Here is a 17,377-nt window from a genome sequence, read left to right as displayed (position 1 = left end):
TATTTAATACACGCTCTTTTTAGGGGTGGGTCAATTTAAACAGGAATACCCAGGTCACTTTAAATAGGATTCAATGGGTCACTTTCGCAGGATTAAGTGGGTCAGTTTGGCAAGAATTTCCACTTTAGCGACAAGTAAGTAAAGGGAAGTATTCAGTAATAGAATTGTGAAAAATAAAATGGAATTAAAAACAGAAAAAATTCTACTTCGTAAAATCGAAAATTCAGATATAAACAATATTTTTAGAGGGCTTTCAAATCCAGATGTTATAAAGCATTATGGAGTTAGTTTTCATAGTATAGAAGAAACAAAAGAGCAAATGGAATGGTTTGCAGACTCAAAACAAAATTGGTTTGCAATATGCTCAATTGATAACAAAGAGTTTTACGGTGCTGGTGGACTAAATGACATTTCTAATGAACATAAAAAAGCCGAAATTTGACTTTGGCTTCTACCTGAATATTGGGGAAAAGGAATTATGAAAGAAGCAATGCCAATTATCTGCGATTATGGATTTGATAAACTTGAACTCAACCGAATTGAAGGATTTGTCGATTCTGAAAACAAAAATTGCAAAAGAGCAATGTCTAAACTTGATTTTGAATATGAAGGAACAATGAGAGATTGCGAGATAAAAAACGATAAGTTTATCAGTGTAGATATTTATTCAAAAATAAAAAGATTGAAAACTAATTGCTAACATTATGTAAATAATACATTAAAACGCATTTTACACAAAACGTTAAAAGTAATATTACTCATTACAGATACATAAAATTACGCTTCTAAAATAATACTCGTTTTTGAAGCACCATACTCTGAGATTTTTTCAAGAAAGGAAATAAGATGCCTATTATTTCTAAAATAACCTAAAACACATAGGCAATCATCACCTGTAATTCTATCACAACTTTGCACTTCTTCCATTGCTCGTATTTGTTCTTGAGCATTATTTGATCCTGTTGATCCTCGGTGTATTACTAATGTTATATATGCTTTAGTCTCAATGCCCAATTTTTCATGATTCACTTTTAGAGCATAGCCTTCAATTATGCCTTCTTCTTCCATTTGTCTAACACGCTTGCCTATAGCAGGAGCAGACAATCCCACTTCCTTCCCAATATTAGCAAAGCTTTCTCTAGCATTAATTTTTAGCATTTCAAGTATCTTTTCATCTAACAAATCCATTTGTAATCGTAATTATATTATTATTTATTCGATAGTATCGAATTCAAATATACAATTATTAATTTGATTATAAACCAAAAATAAGATAATGCATTCTATATTTGTATAACAACATTCAAACAGGATAATTTCCTATATAAATTAATCAAACAGAAAAAGATAAACATGAGTCCATTTTTAATTGATAGTATTGGTTATACAGCTCTAGTTATCAATCTATATTCTATGTCTACCAAAGGTGAGTATAAACTACGTTTAATATCACTAATCGCAAATTCAGGTTACATTTTATATGGTGCATTAATTAGTGCTACACCAATAATTGTAGGCTGCACAATTGCTGTATTACTTCACGGATATCATATAAGAAGATTACGAATAAATAAAAATAATCATGATTAAAATAAAAATAGCTACGAAAGCAGATATCGAAGTTTTAGCACTTCTAGGTCGATTAACATGGGCTGAATCTCATGGTCATTATATCGAAGATAAAAACGATGTATTAAAATACCTCAACGAGAATTTTTCCATTTTTAAAACGAAACAGAATATAAACGACCCCAAGCAACTTTTCTATATTATTTATGCAGATGATTTACCTGTTGGTTATGCAAAATTGGTAGTAAATGCATCAAATCAAAATATTACATCACAAAACAGTTGTCAATTAGAACGAATTTTTATTCTAAATGATTTTATACCCTTAAAAATTGGACAACAGTTACTAACTTTTGTTGAAGAGCAAGTCAAAAAATTGCAGTTAGATACCGTGTGGCTCACCGTTTATATAAAAAACAATAGAGCCATTAGGTTTTATGAAAGAAATGAATTTAAAAATGTCGGAGAATTAAATTTTATAGTCAATGGAAAAGATTACGAAAATATAGTTTTCTCTAAAAAAATACAGTAGTAAAATATTTATATTTGACTTAGTACCAATTCGAATCATATCGCTTATCACCTACCCTACGCTTCTTATAAGAGATCATTCGCGTCAATTATAAATTACGTTGTAAACGTTAAAGCTACAGGTATTTATTTTCCTAAATCAAGTGAACAGATAGATGTTTTAAGGAAAAATGGTTTTAAATACTCTAAATTATTAAAAACTTCAAAATATCTGATTGATACATAACGGTAGATTCAAAAACTAAATCGTATACTAAATAAGATTTTTCATACTAATTCGTTACTTTTAAAGTCAAACATCTTTTCTAACCTTAAAGACATCTACTTTGAAGATTAAAAAATTCTGGAAACGAATTTTATTGGTACTAATCTTAGTTCCAATTTTAGTAGTAGGAGGCCTAATGCTATATATTCAGAACAATCAATCTGAAATTATCAAAGAGGAAATCGCAAAACTAAACAAAGAACACAAAGGCCTTGTTCGTGTTGGTAAAAGTGAATTATCGCTTTTTGGCAACTTTCCAGACATCTCTATAAAAGTATATGATGCGCAAATTTTTGAAACAAAAAAAGACAATGCGCCGATTGTCATGGATGTAAAAGACATATACATTGGTTTTAACCTATGGGATATTGTAAATGGAAATTATGATATTCAGTCTTTACTAATAGAAGAAGGTGTTTTTAATATTGTTATTCATGAAAATAATACTACGAATATTCAGAACTCTTTAGCAAGCACTTCTGAAACAGAAACATCTTCTACCAACATTCATTTAAAAAAAATTAAACTTAAAAATCTAGATATCCATACGTTGGATGAAGCTACTAACACAGATGTAGAGAAATTCATATACACTGGTAAAGGCGGTTTTAGCCGAAAAGATAGTATCATCGCTGGACATATAGATACAGATCTTGAATTAAATGTGATAAAAGATGGAGATACTACTTTCATACATAAAAAACATTTTGAAGTCCATACAGACTTGATATTTAATGAATATACTGGCATTCTTGATATACAACCTTCACGTATTGTAATGGAAAATGGTGATTTTGAGTTAAAAGGTGCTATAGACACAAAGAATGATGTAGATCTTGACCTTTCTATAAAAGGAACAAAGCCCAATTTTGATATGCTTATAGCTTTTGCTCCAGCTGATGTCATACCCGTATTAGAAAAATACAAAAATGCTGGTGAAATCTATTTTAATGCCAGTATCCAAGGACCAGCTAACAAAGGAAACAGACCTTTTATCAATGCCAATTTTGGAGCAGGAAAAGCCTTTTTAGAAAATACTAAAAGAAAGAAAAAGATTGATCATATGGGTTTCAATGGTCATTTTACTAATGGAGAAAACAGAGACGCAAGTACCATGGAATTTTCTCTAACAGATATGACAGCATCTTTGGAAGAAGGAGAATTTGAAGGAGCTATTTTTATAAAGAATTTTGAATCCCCAGAAGTGAATATGCAAATAAACTCGAATTTCAATCTCGATTTTATTACAGGTTTTTTTGACATAGAACAAGTACAAGATGCCACTGGACAAGTTTCATTAAAAATGAATTTTCACGATATTATTGATATTGACAATCCCGAAAAAGCATTGCAAAAACTCAATCAAGCATATTTTACAGAATTGATAGTAAAAGACTTAGGGTTAGTAGCCAAAGAACTTCCTGCTCCCTTACATGATTTGAATGTACATTTAGTAATGAATGGCAAAGAAGCAACCTTAAATCAATTCGAACTGTTAATGGGAAAATCGGATCTGTCAATAAGCGGGTTTATTTCAGATTTGCCTGCCATTGTACATCATACAAACATCCCAATAGAAGCACACTTAGATATTACTTCTAATTACGTAGATATTGCTCAATTAACAGGTTTTTCTGAACAAGACACTACGCAAACTGGTTTTGATGAACAAATAAAAGATCTAAGTTTAGGGCTTTCTTTTAAAGCTTCTGCAAAAGATTTTACAGAATCCGAGTATTTACCAAAAGGTGAATTTTTTATTGATAGTTTATATGCAGATTTTAAACATTATCCACATAAACTACATGATTTCCATGCCGATGTATTAATCGATGACAAGGATTTAAAAATAGTAGATTTTACAGGCTATATAGATGATAGTGATTTTCATTTTGACGGGCTAATACATGATTACGCCTTTTGGATGAAACCTCAACTTAAGGGAGATGTAAATTTAGATATCAATCTTACTTCTAATAAATTAAGACTGGAAGATGTTTTTTCTTATAAAGGAGAAAATTATGTTCCTGAAGAGTATCGACATGAAGCTTTTGATGATTTGGCATTGCATGTTGCCACTAGTATGCATTATAAAGATTCTGCTTTACATTCTATCGATCTGACTTTAGATAAGTTAGATACAAAAATGAAATTGCATCCTCTTCGATTTGACAATTTTAGAGGAAACATACATTACGAAGACGAGCACTTGGTGATAAAAGACTTTCATGGAGAAATAGGAACCACCAATTTTAATTTTGATTTAAACTATTATTTGGGACAAGATCCTCTAATAAAGAAAAGAGATAATTATCTCGAATTAAAAGCAAATTACATTGACTTTGATGCTCTTTTCAAATTCGATTTAAGTCCGCCAAAACCAACAGCAGTCGTAGCTTCAAAAACTGCAGATGTAAAAGAACACGCAGATGCTTTTAATTTATATGAGTTGCCATTTACTGATATGAAATTTAAGGCTGATATCGCTCACTTTATTTACCATAGAATAGATCTACAAAATATCATAGCAGATATAAGAACAACACCCAACCACTACATTTATATCGATACGTTACACATGGATGCTGCAGGAGGAAATATTAGATTAAGTGGATATTTTAATGGTAGTGATCCAAAACATATCTATATGCAGCCAGATTTGATTATGAATAATGTTGATTTGGATAAATTACTGTTCAAATTCGAAAATTTTGGACAAGATCATCTTATTTCAGAAAATTTACAAGGGAAACTCACCTCTAGAATTAAAGGTAAGATTAGAGTTTACCCTGATATGGTACCAGATCTGGATCAATCTACCCTAGAAATGGACGTAAAAGTGTTAAATGGAAGATTAAAAAATTATGATCCCATGCTAGCGCTTTCAGATTATATGGGAGATAAAAATCTACAAAACATTCGGTTTGACACTTTACAAAACAGCTTGGATATAACCAAAGGGAAGATTAATATTCCCTCAATGACGATAGAATCTACTTTGGGTCATATGGAATTGTCTGGTACACACGATAGTAATCAAAATATCGATTATTATTTACGCATTCCTTGGAAAACTGTAAAAAAAGCTACTTGGCAAAAATTATTTGGAAATAAGAAGGACACTGTTATTAGTGTAGCACAAGAAAATGAAATTGTAGAAATAGATCCTAACAAAAAAGTAAAGTACCTTAATCTAAAGATCAAAGGCAGCATCGATGATTATAAGGTTTCATTGGGTAAGAAAAAAGATTAGACTTAATGATAAATTAATGGTCATTATATTTTTGGTAAAGCGCAATACTTGCAGAAAAAAAATAACAACCAATACGGGGAAAAATCGAAAAGTAAGAAGATATTTTGATCCGCTATAACACCCATATTAAGCATTACTATTGATTAAAACTAACAAAGTAATAAAATGAACTTTTTAGATTGGACTAAATACATTGGAGTAATGATTATTGCTACTTTTCTTACCTTCTTCTTTCATGAAATGAGCCATTGGATAGCCTATGAGGTATTAGGATATGATGCTGGATTTACGCTGAATGGAGCATCAATAAAAAACTCTTTAATTAAACTAACTAAAACTCATCGCATAATCACAAGTGCTTCTGGACCTATATTTACAATCATCCAAGGGATTATATTTTATTTTGTGCTAAAAAAGCATAAAAACATAATGCTATACCCTTTTCTATTCTTACCATTTATAATGAGATTAGGAGCTACTTGGGCAAATCGATTTCAACCAAACGATGAAGGAAGAATTAGTCTTGATTTTGGCTTAAACCTATATACCATTTCAATAATTGTAGTTACATTTCTTTTCTTTTTAGTATTTAAAACTTCAAAGAAAAATAAATTTTCTATAGTTCTAAATATTATAACATTTATAGTTTCGATAATCCTATTATTCAGTCTTGCTTTTATAGACTCTAAATATAAAATCAGATTCGTTTAAAAACGAATTGAAAGCTTATTGGAAAGAACATAAAGAAAAACTAAATGGCTAAGAATAAAACAACTCAAACGGAAGTGAATGTAATGGATTTTATTAATTCATATGTTGACAATGATCAAAAGAAAACAGATAGCAATAAATTAATTGAACTAATGAAGGAATGGTCTGGTTTTGAACCTAAAATGTGGGGGCCAACTATAATTGGTTTTGGCAGCTATCACTACAAATATGCCAGCGGTCATGAAGGGGATGCTCCACTACTTGGATTTTCACCAAGGAAAGGACAATTTTCGCTCTATATCTATTCAAAAAATAAAAAGAGTGATGAATTATTGAAAGATTTTGGAAAATTTAAAATGGGGAAAGCATGTATTTATGTTAAAAAACTTGCTGATATTGACATTTCAATTTTAGAAAAACTGTGTATAGAAACAATTTCATATCTCAACGAACATCACGAATGTGCCTGTAGAAGTTAACTACAATCTACCAACAAAGTATATCATGGTAACATCTAGTGTAAGTTGTTTATAAATCATTATCGCACATTTAATAATAATGAATTGGGTATCTAAAAAATCAATACTATCAACAATGCAAACCCAATTCCCCAAATATAGCCTTTGGTGAACTTGAAAAGTATTTTAAAATAGAAAAAGGTAATAACGGTAAATTTATACAGTGTTGGAATTATATTAAAGAATACTTTTCTGATGTAGAGACTTGATAAGAACTGAAAGGTTTGTGAGTAGAAATTCGCTACTACTCATACAATATACACTAGGCAATATTAAAACAAAACTATGGGAATTTTTGATTTCATAAAATCTAAACCATCAGTTGAAAAACTGACTAAAACTTTAGTGAATTATGTTTATGATCATGTTCAAACCGAAAAAGGCGTTCGAGTTGAAGATGCTCTTTGTGTAATGTCAACAATTGTTGCAGAAAGATGTATTAAAATTGCTAACGAATTTTCAGTCAATGAGCACGATTTTGATCCAGGTTCAGTCATATTTTCTGAAAAAATTAATGAGCTTCTTGTCGGCCCAATAGCTGTAAAAAATTGGAATAACTTACCCGAACAATGTGTTTTTGCAAGAATCAAAAGAAAAATAGATTCACATTTCAACCAGATTCCATTCCCATCATTAAGTAGGATTTTTGAAACTTATGCAAAAAATGTTGGAGAATCTGAATGGGGGAATCTTACCTTAAGCGTACCTGACGAAAACAAGCCATCAGTATTACCTTTACAAGCTGGGTATGAAACGAGAAAATTCGTTGATCAAAACATTAACCTTGAAAGCGACGAAAAAACATTACGAATAGTAATAAATGCTATTTGCCGTGTTTTAATTGATACTAAAATGGTGTTAGATCCATCTGTGGCTTTGACTTTGACATTTGAGATAATAAACGGAATGTCCAAAACAGCTACAATGACTGACAAAAAAATGATAGAGTTACAAAGCCAAACAAAAAAATAAAAACATTACCTAACTTGGTGTAAAAATACATTAAAACGACATTTATGAAACCAATTACAAAATTGTATTTAAAGACCTTTTTACTGACAGGAATACCGTATGGATTAATTATGTTAGGGTTTGATTTAGCGAATGGTGAAGGATTTAGTTTATGGAAATACTTGTTTTTGAGCTTCTTTTTTGGAATTACTATGTCTTTAATTTTAGTATCTTTTCATAGACACAGACTTAAAAAAAATGGAATTCAGGAAATTTCTAATGATACTATAGGAGTAAATCAATCAATAAACCTGAAATCAGGATTGAATAAAACAGACCTCATTAAAAAATTAAAAAACGACCCTATTATTGGAAAAATGAAGATGACAGAAACCGAAAATGGAATCTTATTAAAGTCTGGTGTGACGTGGAAATCTTGGGGTGAAGAAATCAAAATCATGCTAAAATCTGAAAAAGAAAGTGATTTTGAATATATAGTTTCTAGTAGTCCGAAATTAAAAACAATGCTAATAGATTATGGAAAAAATCTTGAAAATATAAATCGGATAGAAAACGTAATAAAAAACATTACCTAATACAACCTTTTAGATGGTTTATTTTCAAGAACAAGCTCATGAAGACCTTAGAGATTACGTACGATGTTATTGGAAGGTTGAAAACAAGAGTAAAGATTTTCAATATTATACAATATTACCCGACGGCTTTTTCGATTTATTGATTTGTTTTCGTAATGAGAAACTGGAAGGAGTATTTTTATCCGGTTTATTTAATCATAAAACCAACGTAATTATCTCACCAGAAACCGTAATTTATGGAGTACAATTCCGATTGCTTGCCATTGAAAATATAATTCAAGAAAGTATCACCTTATTACTAAATACTATAAAGAAACTAGATAAATCGTATTTGGGACTTAGCGGATTTAATAAAAAAGAGGACTCTTCTTTTTTCGAATACCTGAACCGATGCCTATTATCATATATAGAAAAACAAGCCTCTATTGATCCAAGAAGATATATTCTTTTAAAATCCATCAATCAAACAAAAGGAAATAAAACCGTAGAATATTATTCTCAAAAAGCAAGTTGGTCAAAAAGACAAATAAATCGATATTTCCAATCTACGTTTGGACTTTCTTTAAAAAGTTATTGTAGTATTAGAAAATGTGCAGCAACATTTAGTCAAATAAAAAAAGGAGAGTTATATCCGCAACAAGGTTATTTTGATCAATCTCATTTCATAAAAGAGATAAAGAAAATAACAGAATTTACACCAAAAGTATTACTGAAAAATGAAAACGACCGATTTTTACAATTTTCAATCATAAAAAATAAATAGATTACAACTTTAAAAATCAAAATTTAGTTCTTATGATATTACAAATTATTAAGTTAAAATCAGATTTACCAGAAGAGGAATTATTAAAAAGAGCAAAGGAACGAGAATCTAATTTTAAATCTATTCCTGGGCTTTTACAAAAATACTATATAAAAACAAGTGAAGAAGGAGAGTATGGAGGTGTATATGTCTGGGATTCTTTACAATCTCAACAAAGTTACCAAGAATCTGATTTAGCCAAAAGTATACCATCTGCCTATGCTATTAATGAAGTTCCTAATACCGAAATCATGGATATTATTTTTAAATTAAGAGACAAGTAGACATTCGTAAAAACTATTACGAATTGAAGAATAGAAGTAACTATTATTGGATACTCTTTTATTAGAGCAAAAGCTATAAATCAAGTTTAAATTTCAAACTATGACAAAATCAGAAGTAATCGATGCCTTAAACTTAAGGCATCAAACATTATATCAATGGCTAAAAAATCATCCAGATCAAAATTGGACCAAAGGCCCTCAAGATAAATGGAATACTGGTGAACACATCGTTCATTTGATTCAAAGCGAAAAGGCATTAAACAAAGCCTTATTACTCCCTAAGTTTTATCTGAAATATAAATTTGGAATCAATAATAGAGACAATCGCACATATCAACAGGTTGTCAAAAAATATCAGGATAAACTAACCAATAATCCAGGCGTGGTTGCTAACATATCCAGAAATATGCCAACAATTACGCTCAGCAATAAAACTTCTTATATCTCCAAATTAGAAAAAGAAAAAATGAAACTAATTAAAAAGTTTCAAAAATGGACTGAAGATGATTTAGATACTTATCTCCTTCCTCACCCTCTTATGGGAAGAATGACTATCAGAGAAATAGTAATTTGGACAGTTTATCATACTGAGCATCATTATAACATTTTGAAATCGAATTATTGAATCTCACCCTAAACCTATTATAATCAAAATACATATCATACAATACTACGTCTGCTTAGCAACAAGATGTTTAGCCAGAATTGTTACTATGCCTGCAAATGGTGAACATAGTAACGGAAAGGAAATAGTATCTGAAAAATGAATAACAGAAAGTACTACTTCATAATTTGAATATCTACTATCTTAGATATAGCCTTTCTTGTATTTTTTATAAAGTCTAGATGCAATCCAAGCACCTACTACCATTTCTAACCAACTTAATGGTAGTACAATCCATAGAATTTTCCATTCTGATAATCCCATATTCGCTGTTGCAACCCAAAAAATAACGAAAACGGCGAACCAAACTATCGTCCCCGAAATAAAAGCCGACCGATTAGAATTACCAAAACTTTTCGAATACAACCAAAAAACAAAAACTAGAATACTTGTCAAAAGAGTATCCCAAACTCCCCAAATGGTAAAAATTCCAAAATCCATATCTGCTACTCCTTGCTTATCATCAAAAAAAGATTTTACACGTGGCATCACAAGTACGAAATACCTAAAAACCTCAGAAATGTTAATCCAAATACTTGTCAAAAGTGTAATAATAATAAAGTGCTTGAAGTTGATTTTTTCGACGTCCATATTTAATCTAGTGCTAATGTTTGTTTTATATTATTGAAAATTCTCATTGGAGCTTCGGCTTGCGGAACGGAGCGATAAATCGCTATAGATTTCTCTAATTCACTTAATTTCCCAACCAAATCGATACTACGTTGAGAAAAGCCTGCGAATCTTAGATCTTTAGAGTTTATAATTTTTTGTTCAATTAGAAAATCAATTTTCTTATTACAACGACAAGGGTTTTTAGGGTTTGCAAGCCCACATTTATTATTTAAAAAATTTCGGATTTTAGTTCTTGAACGCGATAATTTTTTTCTAAAATTCTCAGCAGTTATTTCCATTATTTGAGAACCTTCAACACTATTAAACTCTAGAATTTCGGACAAAATGTAAACCATTCTATCAACAGAATTCAAACAAAGCAATAGACCTTGAGTACAACTTACCTTTACTTCTTCTTCCAAAAGAGAAAGCTCACCTTCGTTGGTCGAATATCTAATTGTATCTGATTGACCTGTATCTATTAGGTTTGCATAATCATCAAAAGGCATTGCAAACTCTTTGTTTTTTTGACTTTTATAGGTTAATAAATAATTAGTTGCAACTCGGTAAATCCAAGTCATAAACTTGCTTCTATAATTGAAAGTACTCAAATGAGTTATGACCTTGATAAGTATTTCTTGGGTTGCGTCTTCAGCATCTTCGGGATAAAGTAACATTTTTAATGATAGATTATAAACGTAATCTTTGGTTTTTAAGACTACCAATTCCAACGCATTTCTATCGCCTAAGTTTGCTTTTTTTACCAAAGTTTCTAAAGTATCTCCCATATCTCTGTTAATTAGACAAGGAAAAGATACGAAGTGTGACAATCAGAACGCAAAAAAACCGCACTTAACAATGTATAAAAACATAAAACAATTGAGTGTTTAATTTAAAAGTTAGTTTTTCTTTATGATGTCGTCAAATTTTAAATTTGATATTTTAGAAAAAGAAAAAAGTATTGTTAGCTTAGTAATAATTCAACAGGTACTGCGTATCCTCTACTCCAAGTTTCTTCTCCAAGATGTTAGCAATAAACTCAATAGAAAATGAAAAAAAGAAAATGAAAAAAAATAAAAGCGAGGTAACATTTTGGACTGTAACGACACTTACTATTAAACATTATAAGATATTAAAAAAACAAGGATGAAGAAAATTTTATGCTTAACTATTATATTGACCATCTCAACAAATTTATTCAGTCAAATTGATTCAACAAAAGTTGCTTTTGTTTCTTATTGGTCAATTGGAGATAGTTATAATTTTAAGGTCTCAAAAATAAAACAACAATGGAAAGAAGGTAAACTAACTAAAGATCAAAAGCAAGATTACATTGCTAACTTTACTGTAATTGACTCTACAGAGAATTCTTATATTATAAAATGGAGTTATGAAAATGATTTAGGAAATACTTATAAAATACCAGAAAACCTTCTAGACAAACTCTCCAAATATAAAATAACAGAAATTAAATATAAAACTTCGGAAGTTGGTGATTTAATTGAAATCTTGAATTGGAAAGAGGTTGGAGAAACTATGAGCAGTATGTTTGATGATATAGTTAATGTTCTAGGAGATAAAGATGAAAAGGAAAAAGATGCTTTAAAAACTGCAATGCAACCATTTAAACAAATTTACAGCTCTAAACAAGGGGTTGAACAACTGGTATTAAAAGAATTGCAATATTTTCATTTTCCAATGGGCTTAGAATATGATATTACAGAGCCTTTGCTTTATGATGAGGAGTTACCAAATATGTTTGGAGGAAATCCTATAAAAGCGAAAGCTAAGTTATATTTTGAAAGTGTAGATTTCGAAAAAGGTTTCTGCGTTGTTAAGCAAGAAATGAGTTTGGATCCGAATGATACAAAAGAAATATTAAAGCAAGCTTTTAAAAAAATGAAACTTGATGATAAGGGAATAAAAAAAGCTCTTAAAACTGCAGTTTTTGAGATTAATGACAAAAACACTTTTGAATATTATTACAATCCTGGTGTCCCATACAGAATTGAAACAATAAGAGAATCAATTATTAATATTGATAAAGAAAAAGGAAAAAGAATAGATAAAACCATTATCGAATTGATTTACAATGACTAAAGTTACATTACAACATTTAACTAAAATGAAACTACGAATTTTAACAATATTAACTTTAGTCTGTTACTCCTGTAACGATAATCCTAAAACCACTAAAACACAACCTGAACAAACAAACATTTCTTCCCTTACCAAAAAGGAACGAATGGCTATCGTTTCAGAAGGAAAAAAAAGCCCAAATGGTCAAATAAAAGCTGTTGACAACTCAATAACCGAAATTGAATCTTTTAAAGGTAAACTATTGGTAATAGATTTTTGGGCTACTTGGTGTGCACCGTGTCTTCAAGAGGCTCCATTGTTTAAGGATATTGCTGAGAAATACAAAAGTGCTAATGCCGAATTTATTTCGATTTCTATAGATGAAGATTTTTCGGATTGGAAAAATTATGTTCTTGAAAAAAGTTGGAAAGGAAAAAATTATTGGTTCGGAATGCAAGAAAACAAACCGTTATTTTCTTTACTTTATTCAAAACATACCACGGAAAATAAAGAAATGATATTAATAGGAATTCCGAAATATGTAATTATTTCTCCAACAGGTAAAATCCTAAGTAATTCTGATTTAAGACCTAGTAAACCTGAATTTGAAATGGAAATAAAAAAGTATTTAAACTAAAACATATAGTGAAACACAACTTATGTATCTTAATGACCAAGTGATAAATCGATTGGTTATTGTATTTTTATAAAGATTCAGTAATTTTAATACAGAAAAAAGATAAAATCCGAATAGAAAATATAAGTCATTAGATAACAATTTTCTTAGCTGTAATAAATACATTAACCATTGCTTGTAATTAAAACATATTAACGCTTAAATGGAAATCACATTAGAATATTGGAATGAATTAGCAAAACAAACTCTTTTAATTAGTTCTTTATTAAGCGGGTTTTCAATTACTGTTGTAGCAAATTTATTGGTATCCGATAAAAATAATAAACTGTTTAATCTAATTTTGAAATCTGCAACTTTATCTGCTGGTTGTTTTCTTGTAACCGTTTTTACTATGGTACATATAGTAATGACAACAACGTCTGGTGGATATATTAAGAATGTATCAGTAGATGATTTTCAAATTGCTAGAATAATTGGAGTAATTACTTTTATGATTGGGCTTTTCTCACTATCAACAATGATTTCATTATCTGGATGGACTAAATCAAAGAAAGTTGGAAGATTTACAACCGCAATTGGCATATTGACATTAATATTGATTTTTATAACAATGATCCGATTTAATGCCTAAATGAAAAGTAGTTATTGGTAACCACCTTAATAAAATAGGCCTATAAATCCCAAAAAAAAACAAACCATACAGGCAATTACAATTATGTAGAAAAATTCAAGAATTCGTTGATTTAGACATTATAGAATAAATAACATACACCCGAAAGTATATGAAAACGAAAGATATTATTTTTTTAAGTCCAGAAATATATTTAATCTGCGCTACACTTTATTATTGGTTTTTGACTTCGAATTTATTTAATCCTATCGCTATTATATTACTAACGATTTTAGTATATCAAACAATTTATAAAAAGCTAACCATCGGTCTGATCATTGCATCTTTGTTTATCGTATTGAATCTCTATATGGTACTTGCTTTAATTTCTGAATTATCCGAATTTCCTGAATCAAACGAAAACTTTATGAAATTACTGATTTTCGGAACACTGTTTTTAGGCATAAATCTAATTGTAGCTGTATACATGTTTTGGAAATACGTAAAAAAAACAAAACTGGAATAACAATTAATTTAAGCTTATTAAATAATTATTATTTTTATAGAAATCCTAAATTACTGAAGTCTTACAATATCAGATTCTCTTAGAAAAAAATCTTGAACACCTTACCTCAACGGTTCTTAGATAAACTTTTCGTAAATAATCATAGAGAAGATGTTTGTTGTAATTACAATAGCTTCTACTAAAGAATACATTATTATTCACTACAATATCCTTAAAAACCTAAAAAATATCAAAAACAATGAAGCCTACTTTTATCTCTTACCATAAAAATTTTAGCTCAGTAATCGGAAACCAATATAATTATCAAACATTAGTTGAAACCAATGCGCATGAAGGTCCTGTATATTTTAGAGAAACTAACGAACTATATTATACCGCAGTACCAGAATCCATTAATGCACCTATAGAAGGCTCTAAAAAAGTGTCTATTCAAAAGGTCTGTTTAGATGAAAATAATAAGATAGTGACCGTTCAAGATTTTAGTAATATGGCAAACGGAATGACCATGGATCTGGATCACAATCTTTTGATTTGTGAGCAAGGAACTAAAACCTCTAAAGGAGGAATTAGCAAACTAATAATAGGAGAATCAACTCCAAAAATGTTAGTAGATGAATGGTTCGGATTACCATTCAACTCCACAAATGATGTAGTTGTTAAAAGAGATGATGGAAGTATCTGGTTTACAGACCCTGCTTATGGTTATGCACAAGGTTTTAGGCCTACTCCACTAGTGGGTAACTATGTATATCGTTTTGATCCCGACACACAACAAATTGATGTTGTTGCTGATTCTTTTAAGCGACCTAATGGACTTGCTTTTTCTCCTGATCAAGATAAGATGTATATTAATGATAGTGCTGCTATACAAGGAGATGATTCTCCTTATAATGTTGATATGCCTCATCATATTAAAGTGTATGATATTATGGATGGTCGGTTTTTGTGTAATGAACGTTTATTTACTGTAGTTACTCCTGGAATTCCAGATGGATTAAAAACAGATACTGAAGGTAGAGTATATTCATCTTGTGCTACAGGAATTAAAGTATATAGTCCAAAAGGGGTTTTACTTGGTGAAATTCTAGCTGATGGAGTTGCTAATTTTTGTTTTGGAGGACCTGAGAATAATATTCTTTACATATGTATTGATACTGCAATTCTTGAGGTACAAATTGCTGCTGTTGGCGCTGGTGATTATAATTAATTGCCTTTTATAAAAAGATAATGCTATTTAGAAAACGATGTACATCAATGCTTTAATTTTTAGTTCGCAAACAAAAATATAATTCAGATATGATATTCGAAACTCACACATTAAATACTCCAATAAGTCAATATATTGAATCCATATTTCATTTTAAGGATTTTATACCAGATCACTCTATAGAACGTGTCGTACCGACAGGACATGTATTTATCATATTCGAGTTAGACGATATTCCAAGGAACACATTCGACAATGTTACATTAAAACCAAACGGGACATATACAAAAGCTTGGATATCTGGAATGCATAAAAATTATATTTCTATCTCTGCTCATCAAAAATCCGAAATGTTTGTCATTCAATTTAAGCCATTTGGAACATTTCCTTTTTTTCATTTCCCAATAGAGGAATTAAACGAAAAGGTGGTGTTAGTAGAAGAGGTTTTTGGAAAAGATTTTTTAGAACTTAGAGAAGTAATCCAGAAACAAGAAACATCCCAAGAAAAATTCTTGATAGCAGAAAAGTGGTTAACCGATCGATTTGATAACGCTAAGACTCCTCCTGAAGAAATACTCGCAATAATAAAAAAATTACAACAGGAACCTGTAGCTAATTTTAACAAAATAGTGGAAAGCTACCCACATACTCAGAAGCACTTAATAAGTCAGTTTAAAAAATATGTTGGTTTGACACCTAAGTATTACCATCGTATCCTTAGATTCAACGAAATTCTGCAACAAATCCAACAAAAAGAAACGATATCGTGGTCTCAGGTAGCATATCAATGTGGATATGCTGATCAATCTCATTTCATAAAAGAGTTTAAACATTTTTCAGGTTTTAATCCTAAGGAATTTATCAAAGAAGAGTTTAACAAAGATGAGCCTAATTTTTTCCCTTTAGATAGAGAAGGTTAATTTTTTACTATAATCATTCATTTTCTTTTTAGTAATTCGCTTTAAAATATATATGCAATGAAAAAAGTAGTATTTATAATAATAATGATCTTCCCTGGTTTGCTTATTTTTTCGCAAGATGCAACCGTACAAACAGAGAAAAGAATTATTTCTACAGTTGATTCGACAAATAAAAAAGAGCTCATGCTCATTCAGGAGTTTATTGTTAAAGTGCCTTTAGATGCTGTATGGAATGCCTATACAACTAAGAAAGGTTGGGAAAGTTGGGCAGTGGCAATAGCTGAAGTTAATTTCAAGATTAATGGAACCATACGAACTAACTACAACAAAAATGGAAAGATTGGAGATAGTACAACGATAAACCTACATGTAGTGAACTATATTCCTAAAAAATTAATCACTTTACAAGCAGAACTGACAGGTAACTTTCCAGGTTTCATTAAAAAAGATCAAAAGGACCTCTATAATATTATTTATTTTGATCCATTAACCGACAAAACAACTAAGATTACTTCTTACGGAATTGGATATAAAAACAACCCTAAATATCGATCTTTAATGAAGTTCTTTATTTCTGGAAATGAAATGTCATATCAACAATTAATCGCGTATCTCGAAAAGGGAGAAATCACAAAATACTAA

Annotated in this window: 20 protein-coding genes and 1 pseudogene; 18 read left to right on the top strand and 3 right to left on the bottom strand. The window is 30.0% G+C overall.

Translation table 11 applies throughout. The features are described 5' to 3' along the window. Nucleotides 1-178 precede the first annotated feature (178 nt). Nucleotides 179-700: pseudogene (locus QBK95_RS21400) on the top strand (GNAT family N-acetyltransferase). 77 nt (nt 701-777) lie between these two features. On the opposite strand, the gene QBK95_RS21395 reads toward QBK95_RS21400, so the two are convergent. After that, on the bottom strand, nt 778-1,188 hold the full coding sequence (locus QBK95_RS21395; protein ID WP_280936607.1) for an Lrp/AsnC family transcriptional regulator: 411 nt from the start codon (nt 1,186-1,188) through the stop codon (nt 778-780). 165 nt (nt 1,189-1,353) lie between these two features. Between QBK95_RS21395 and QBK95_RS21390 the strand changes: the two genes are divergently transcribed. The 10 genes from QBK95_RS21390 to QBK95_RS21345 all read left to right on the top strand — a co-directional run bounded on the left by QBK95_RS21390 (nt 1,354) and on the right by QBK95_RS21345 (nt 10,105). Continuing rightward, nucleotides 1,354-1,590: a hypothetical protein gene (locus tag QBK95_RS21390; RefSeq protein ID WP_280936606.1), complete on the top strand. Its 237-nt coding sequence runs from the start codon at nt 1,354-1,356 to the stop codon at nt 1,588-1,590. Further along, nucleotides 1,583-2,101, top strand: coding sequence for a GNAT family N-acetyltransferase (locus QBK95_RS21385; protein WP_280936605.1), 519 nt, complete (start codon nt 1,583-1,585; stop codon nt 2,099-2,101). The genes QBK95_RS21390 and QBK95_RS21385 overlap by 8 nt, the downstream gene beginning before the upstream one ends. A gap of 325 nt (nt 2,102-2,426) precedes the next feature. Next, entirely contained in the window at nt 2,427-5,618 is a 3,192-nt protein-coding gene (locus QBK95_RS21380) for an AsmA-like C-terminal region-containing protein (protein ID WP_280936604.1), read from the top strand. Between the two features lie 165 nt (nt 5,619-5,783). Beyond that, nucleotides 5,784-6,329: a hypothetical protein gene (locus tag QBK95_RS21375; protein WP_280936603.1), complete on the top strand. Its 546-nt coding sequence runs from the start codon at nt 5,784-5,786 to the stop codon at nt 6,327-6,329. 44 nt (nt 6,330-6,373) lie between these two features. Beyond that, nucleotides 6,374-6,808: a DUF1801 domain-containing protein gene (locus QBK95_RS21370; RefSeq protein ID WP_280936602.1), complete on the top strand. Its 435-nt coding sequence runs from the start codon at nt 6,374-6,376 to the stop codon at nt 6,806-6,808. Nucleotides 6,809-7,132: 324 nt separating this feature from the next. Then, nucleotides 7,133-7,819, top strand: a complete 687-nt coding sequence (locus QBK95_RS21365; protein WP_280936601.1) for a hypothetical protein — start codon at nt 7,133-7,135, stop codon at nt 7,817-7,819. Between the two features lie 44 nt (nt 7,820-7,863). Further along, complete coding sequence (locus QBK95_RS21360; protein ID WP_280936600.1) at nt 7,864-8,394, top strand: hypothetical protein; 531 nt, start codon at nt 7,864-7,866, stop codon at nt 8,392-8,394. Nucleotides 8,395-8,407: 13 nt separating this feature from the next. Continuing rightward, entirely contained in the window at nt 8,408-9,157 is a 750-nt protein-coding gene (locus tag QBK95_RS21355) for a DUF6597 domain-containing transcriptional factor (RefSeq protein ID WP_280936599.1), read from the top strand. 32 nt (nt 9,158-9,189) lie between these two features. Then, nucleotides 9,190-9,480 carry a YdhR family protein gene (locus tag QBK95_RS21350; protein WP_280936598.1) on the top strand — a complete coding sequence of 97 codons (291 nt, stop codon included), beginning with the start codon at nt 9,190-9,192 and terminating at the stop codon, nt 9,478-9,480. 100 nt (nt 9,481-9,580) lie between these two features. Then, nucleotides 9,581-10,105 (top strand): DinB family protein, encoded by a 525-nt coding sequence (locus tag QBK95_RS21345; RefSeq protein WP_280936597.1) that lies wholly within the window; start codon nt 9,581-9,583, stop codon nt 10,103-10,105. 183 nt (nt 10,106-10,288) lie between these two features. Here QBK95_RS21345 and QBK95_RS21340 read toward each other — a convergent pair whose 3' ends face one another. Further along, nucleotides 10,289-10,735 carry a hypothetical protein gene (locus QBK95_RS21340; RefSeq protein WP_280936596.1) on the bottom strand — a complete coding sequence of 149 codons (447 nt, stop codon included), beginning with the start codon at nt 10,733-10,735 and terminating at the stop codon, nt 10,289-10,291. Nucleotides 10,736-10,737: 2 nt separating this feature from the next. After that, a complete protein-coding gene (locus tag QBK95_RS21335) occupies nt 10,738-11,544 on the bottom strand; it encodes an RNA polymerase sigma factor (RefSeq protein WP_280936595.1) in 807 nt (268 codons plus the stop codon). Between the two features lie 358 nt (nt 11,545-11,902). Here QBK95_RS21335 and QBK95_RS21330 point away from each other — a divergent pair, with 358 nt between their 5' ends. The 7 genes from QBK95_RS21330 to QBK95_RS21300 all read left to right on the top strand — a co-directional run bounded on the left by QBK95_RS21330 (nt 11,903) and on the right by QBK95_RS21300 (nt 17,377). Further along, entirely contained in the window at nt 11,903-12,856 is a 954-nt protein-coding gene (locus QBK95_RS21330; RefSeq protein ID WP_280936594.1) for a hypothetical protein, read from the top strand. A 25-nt stretch (nt 12,857-12,881) separates the two neighbouring features. After that, on the top strand, nt 12,882-13,472 hold the full coding sequence (locus tag QBK95_RS21325) for a TlpA family protein disulfide reductase (protein ID WP_280936593.1): 591 nt from the start codon (nt 12,882-12,884) through the stop codon (nt 13,470-13,472). A gap of 202 nt (nt 13,473-13,674) precedes the next feature. Then, complete coding sequence (locus tag QBK95_RS21320; protein WP_280936592.1) at nt 13,675-14,103, top strand: hypothetical protein; 429 nt, start codon at nt 13,675-13,677, stop codon at nt 14,101-14,103. Nucleotides 14,104-14,254: 151 nt separating this feature from the next. Next, the gene (locus QBK95_RS21315) at nt 14,255-14,608 is read left to right on the top strand and encodes a hypothetical protein (protein ID WP_280936591.1); all 354 of its coding nucleotides are present in this window, start codon (nt 14,255-14,257) and stop codon (nt 14,606-14,608) included. A gap of 238 nt (nt 14,609-14,846) precedes the next feature. Beyond that, nucleotides 14,847-15,815, top strand: a complete 969-nt coding sequence (locus tag QBK95_RS21310) for an SMP-30/gluconolactonase/LRE family protein (RefSeq protein ID WP_280936590.1) — start codon at nt 14,847-14,849, stop codon at nt 15,813-15,815. 89 nt (nt 15,816-15,904) lie between these two features. Then, on the top strand, nt 15,905-16,735 hold the full coding sequence (locus tag QBK95_RS21305; protein ID WP_280936589.1) for a helix-turn-helix domain-containing protein: 831 nt from the start codon (nt 15,905-15,907) through the stop codon (nt 16,733-16,735). A 57-nt stretch (nt 16,736-16,792) separates the two neighbouring features. After that, nucleotides 16,793-17,377: an SRPBCC domain-containing protein gene (locus tag QBK95_RS21300; protein WP_280936588.1), complete on the top strand. Its 585-nt coding sequence runs from the start codon at nt 16,793-16,795 to the stop codon at nt 17,375-17,377.

Origin of the sequence: Aquimarina mycalae, assembly GCF_029906345.1 — a bacterium.
GTDB lineage: Bacteria > Bacteroidota > Bacteroidia > Flavobacteriales > Flavobacteriaceae > Aquimarina.
The sequence above is the reverse complement of the archived record's forward strand: the minus strand, read 5'-3'. Positions and strand labels throughout refer to the sequence as shown.

Bases quoted from the DNA above. Each gene is read 5' to 3' on its own strand.
- QBK95_RS21315 (WP_280936591.1), top strand. From the start codon at position 14,255: ATGAAAACGAAAGATATTATTTTTTTAAGTCCAGAAATATATTTAATC.
- QBK95_RS21350 (WP_280936598.1), top strand. From the start codon at position 9,190: ATGATATTACAAATTATTAAGTTAAAATCAGATTTACCAGAAGAGGAA.
- QBK95_RS21385 (WP_280936605.1), top strand. From the start codon at position 1,583: ATGATTAAAATAAAAATAGCTACGAAAGCAGATATCGAAGTTTTAGCA.
- QBK95_RS21345 (WP_280936597.1), top strand. From the start codon at position 9,581: ATGACAAAATCAGAAGTAATCGATGCCTTAAACTTAAGGCATCAAACA.
- QBK95_RS21305 (WP_280936589.1), top strand. From the start codon at position 15,905: ATGATATTCGAAACTCACACATTAAATACTCCAATAAGTCAATATATT.
- QBK95_RS21325 (WP_280936593.1), top strand. From the start codon at position 12,882: ATGAAACTACGAATTTTAACAATATTAACTTTAGTCTGTTACTCCTGT.
- QBK95_RS21375 (WP_280936603.1), top strand. From the start codon at position 5,784: ATGAACTTTTTAGATTGGACTAAATACATTGGAGTAATGATTATTGCT.
- QBK95_RS21390 (WP_280936606.1), top strand. From the start codon at position 1,354: ATGAGTCCATTTTTAATTGATAGTATTGGTTATACAGCTCTAGTTATC.
- QBK95_RS21355 (WP_280936599.1), top strand. From the start codon at position 8,408: ATGGTTTATTTTCAAGAACAAGCTCATGAAGACCTTAGAGATTACGTA.
- QBK95_RS21310 (WP_280936590.1), top strand. From the start codon at position 14,847: ATGAAGCCTACTTTTATCTCTTACCATAAAAATTTTAGCTCAGTAATC.
- QBK95_RS21340 (WP_280936596.1), bottom strand. From the start codon at position 10,735: ATGGACGTCGAAAAAATCAACTTCAAGCACTTTATTATTATTACACTT.
- QBK95_RS21365 (WP_280936601.1), top strand. From the start codon at position 7,133: ATGGGAATTTTTGATTTCATAAAATCTAAACCATCAGTTGAAAAACTG.
- QBK95_RS21300 (WP_280936588.1), top strand. From the start codon at position 16,793: ATGAAAAAAGTAGTATTTATAATAATAATGATCTTCCCTGGTTTGCTT.
- QBK95_RS21320 (WP_280936592.1), top strand. From the start codon at position 13,675: ATGGAAATCACATTAGAATATTGGAATGAATTAGCAAAACAAACTCTT.
- QBK95_RS21360 (WP_280936600.1), top strand. From the start codon at position 7,864: ATGAAACCAATTACAAAATTGTATTTAAAGACCTTTTTACTGACAGGA.
- QBK95_RS21395 (WP_280936607.1), bottom strand. From the start codon at position 1,188: ATGGATTTGTTAGATGAAAAGATACTTGAAATGCTAAAAATTAATGCT.
- QBK95_RS21370 (WP_280936602.1), top strand. From the start codon at position 6,374: ATGGCTAAGAATAAAACAACTCAAACGGAAGTGAATGTAATGGATTTT.
- QBK95_RS21335 (WP_280936595.1), bottom strand. From the start codon at position 11,544: ATGGGAGATACTTTAGAAACTTTGGTAAAAAAAGCAAACTTAGGCGAT.
- QBK95_RS21330 (WP_280936594.1), top strand. From the start codon at position 11,903: ATGAAGAAAATTTTATGCTTAACTATTATATTGACCATCTCAACAAAT.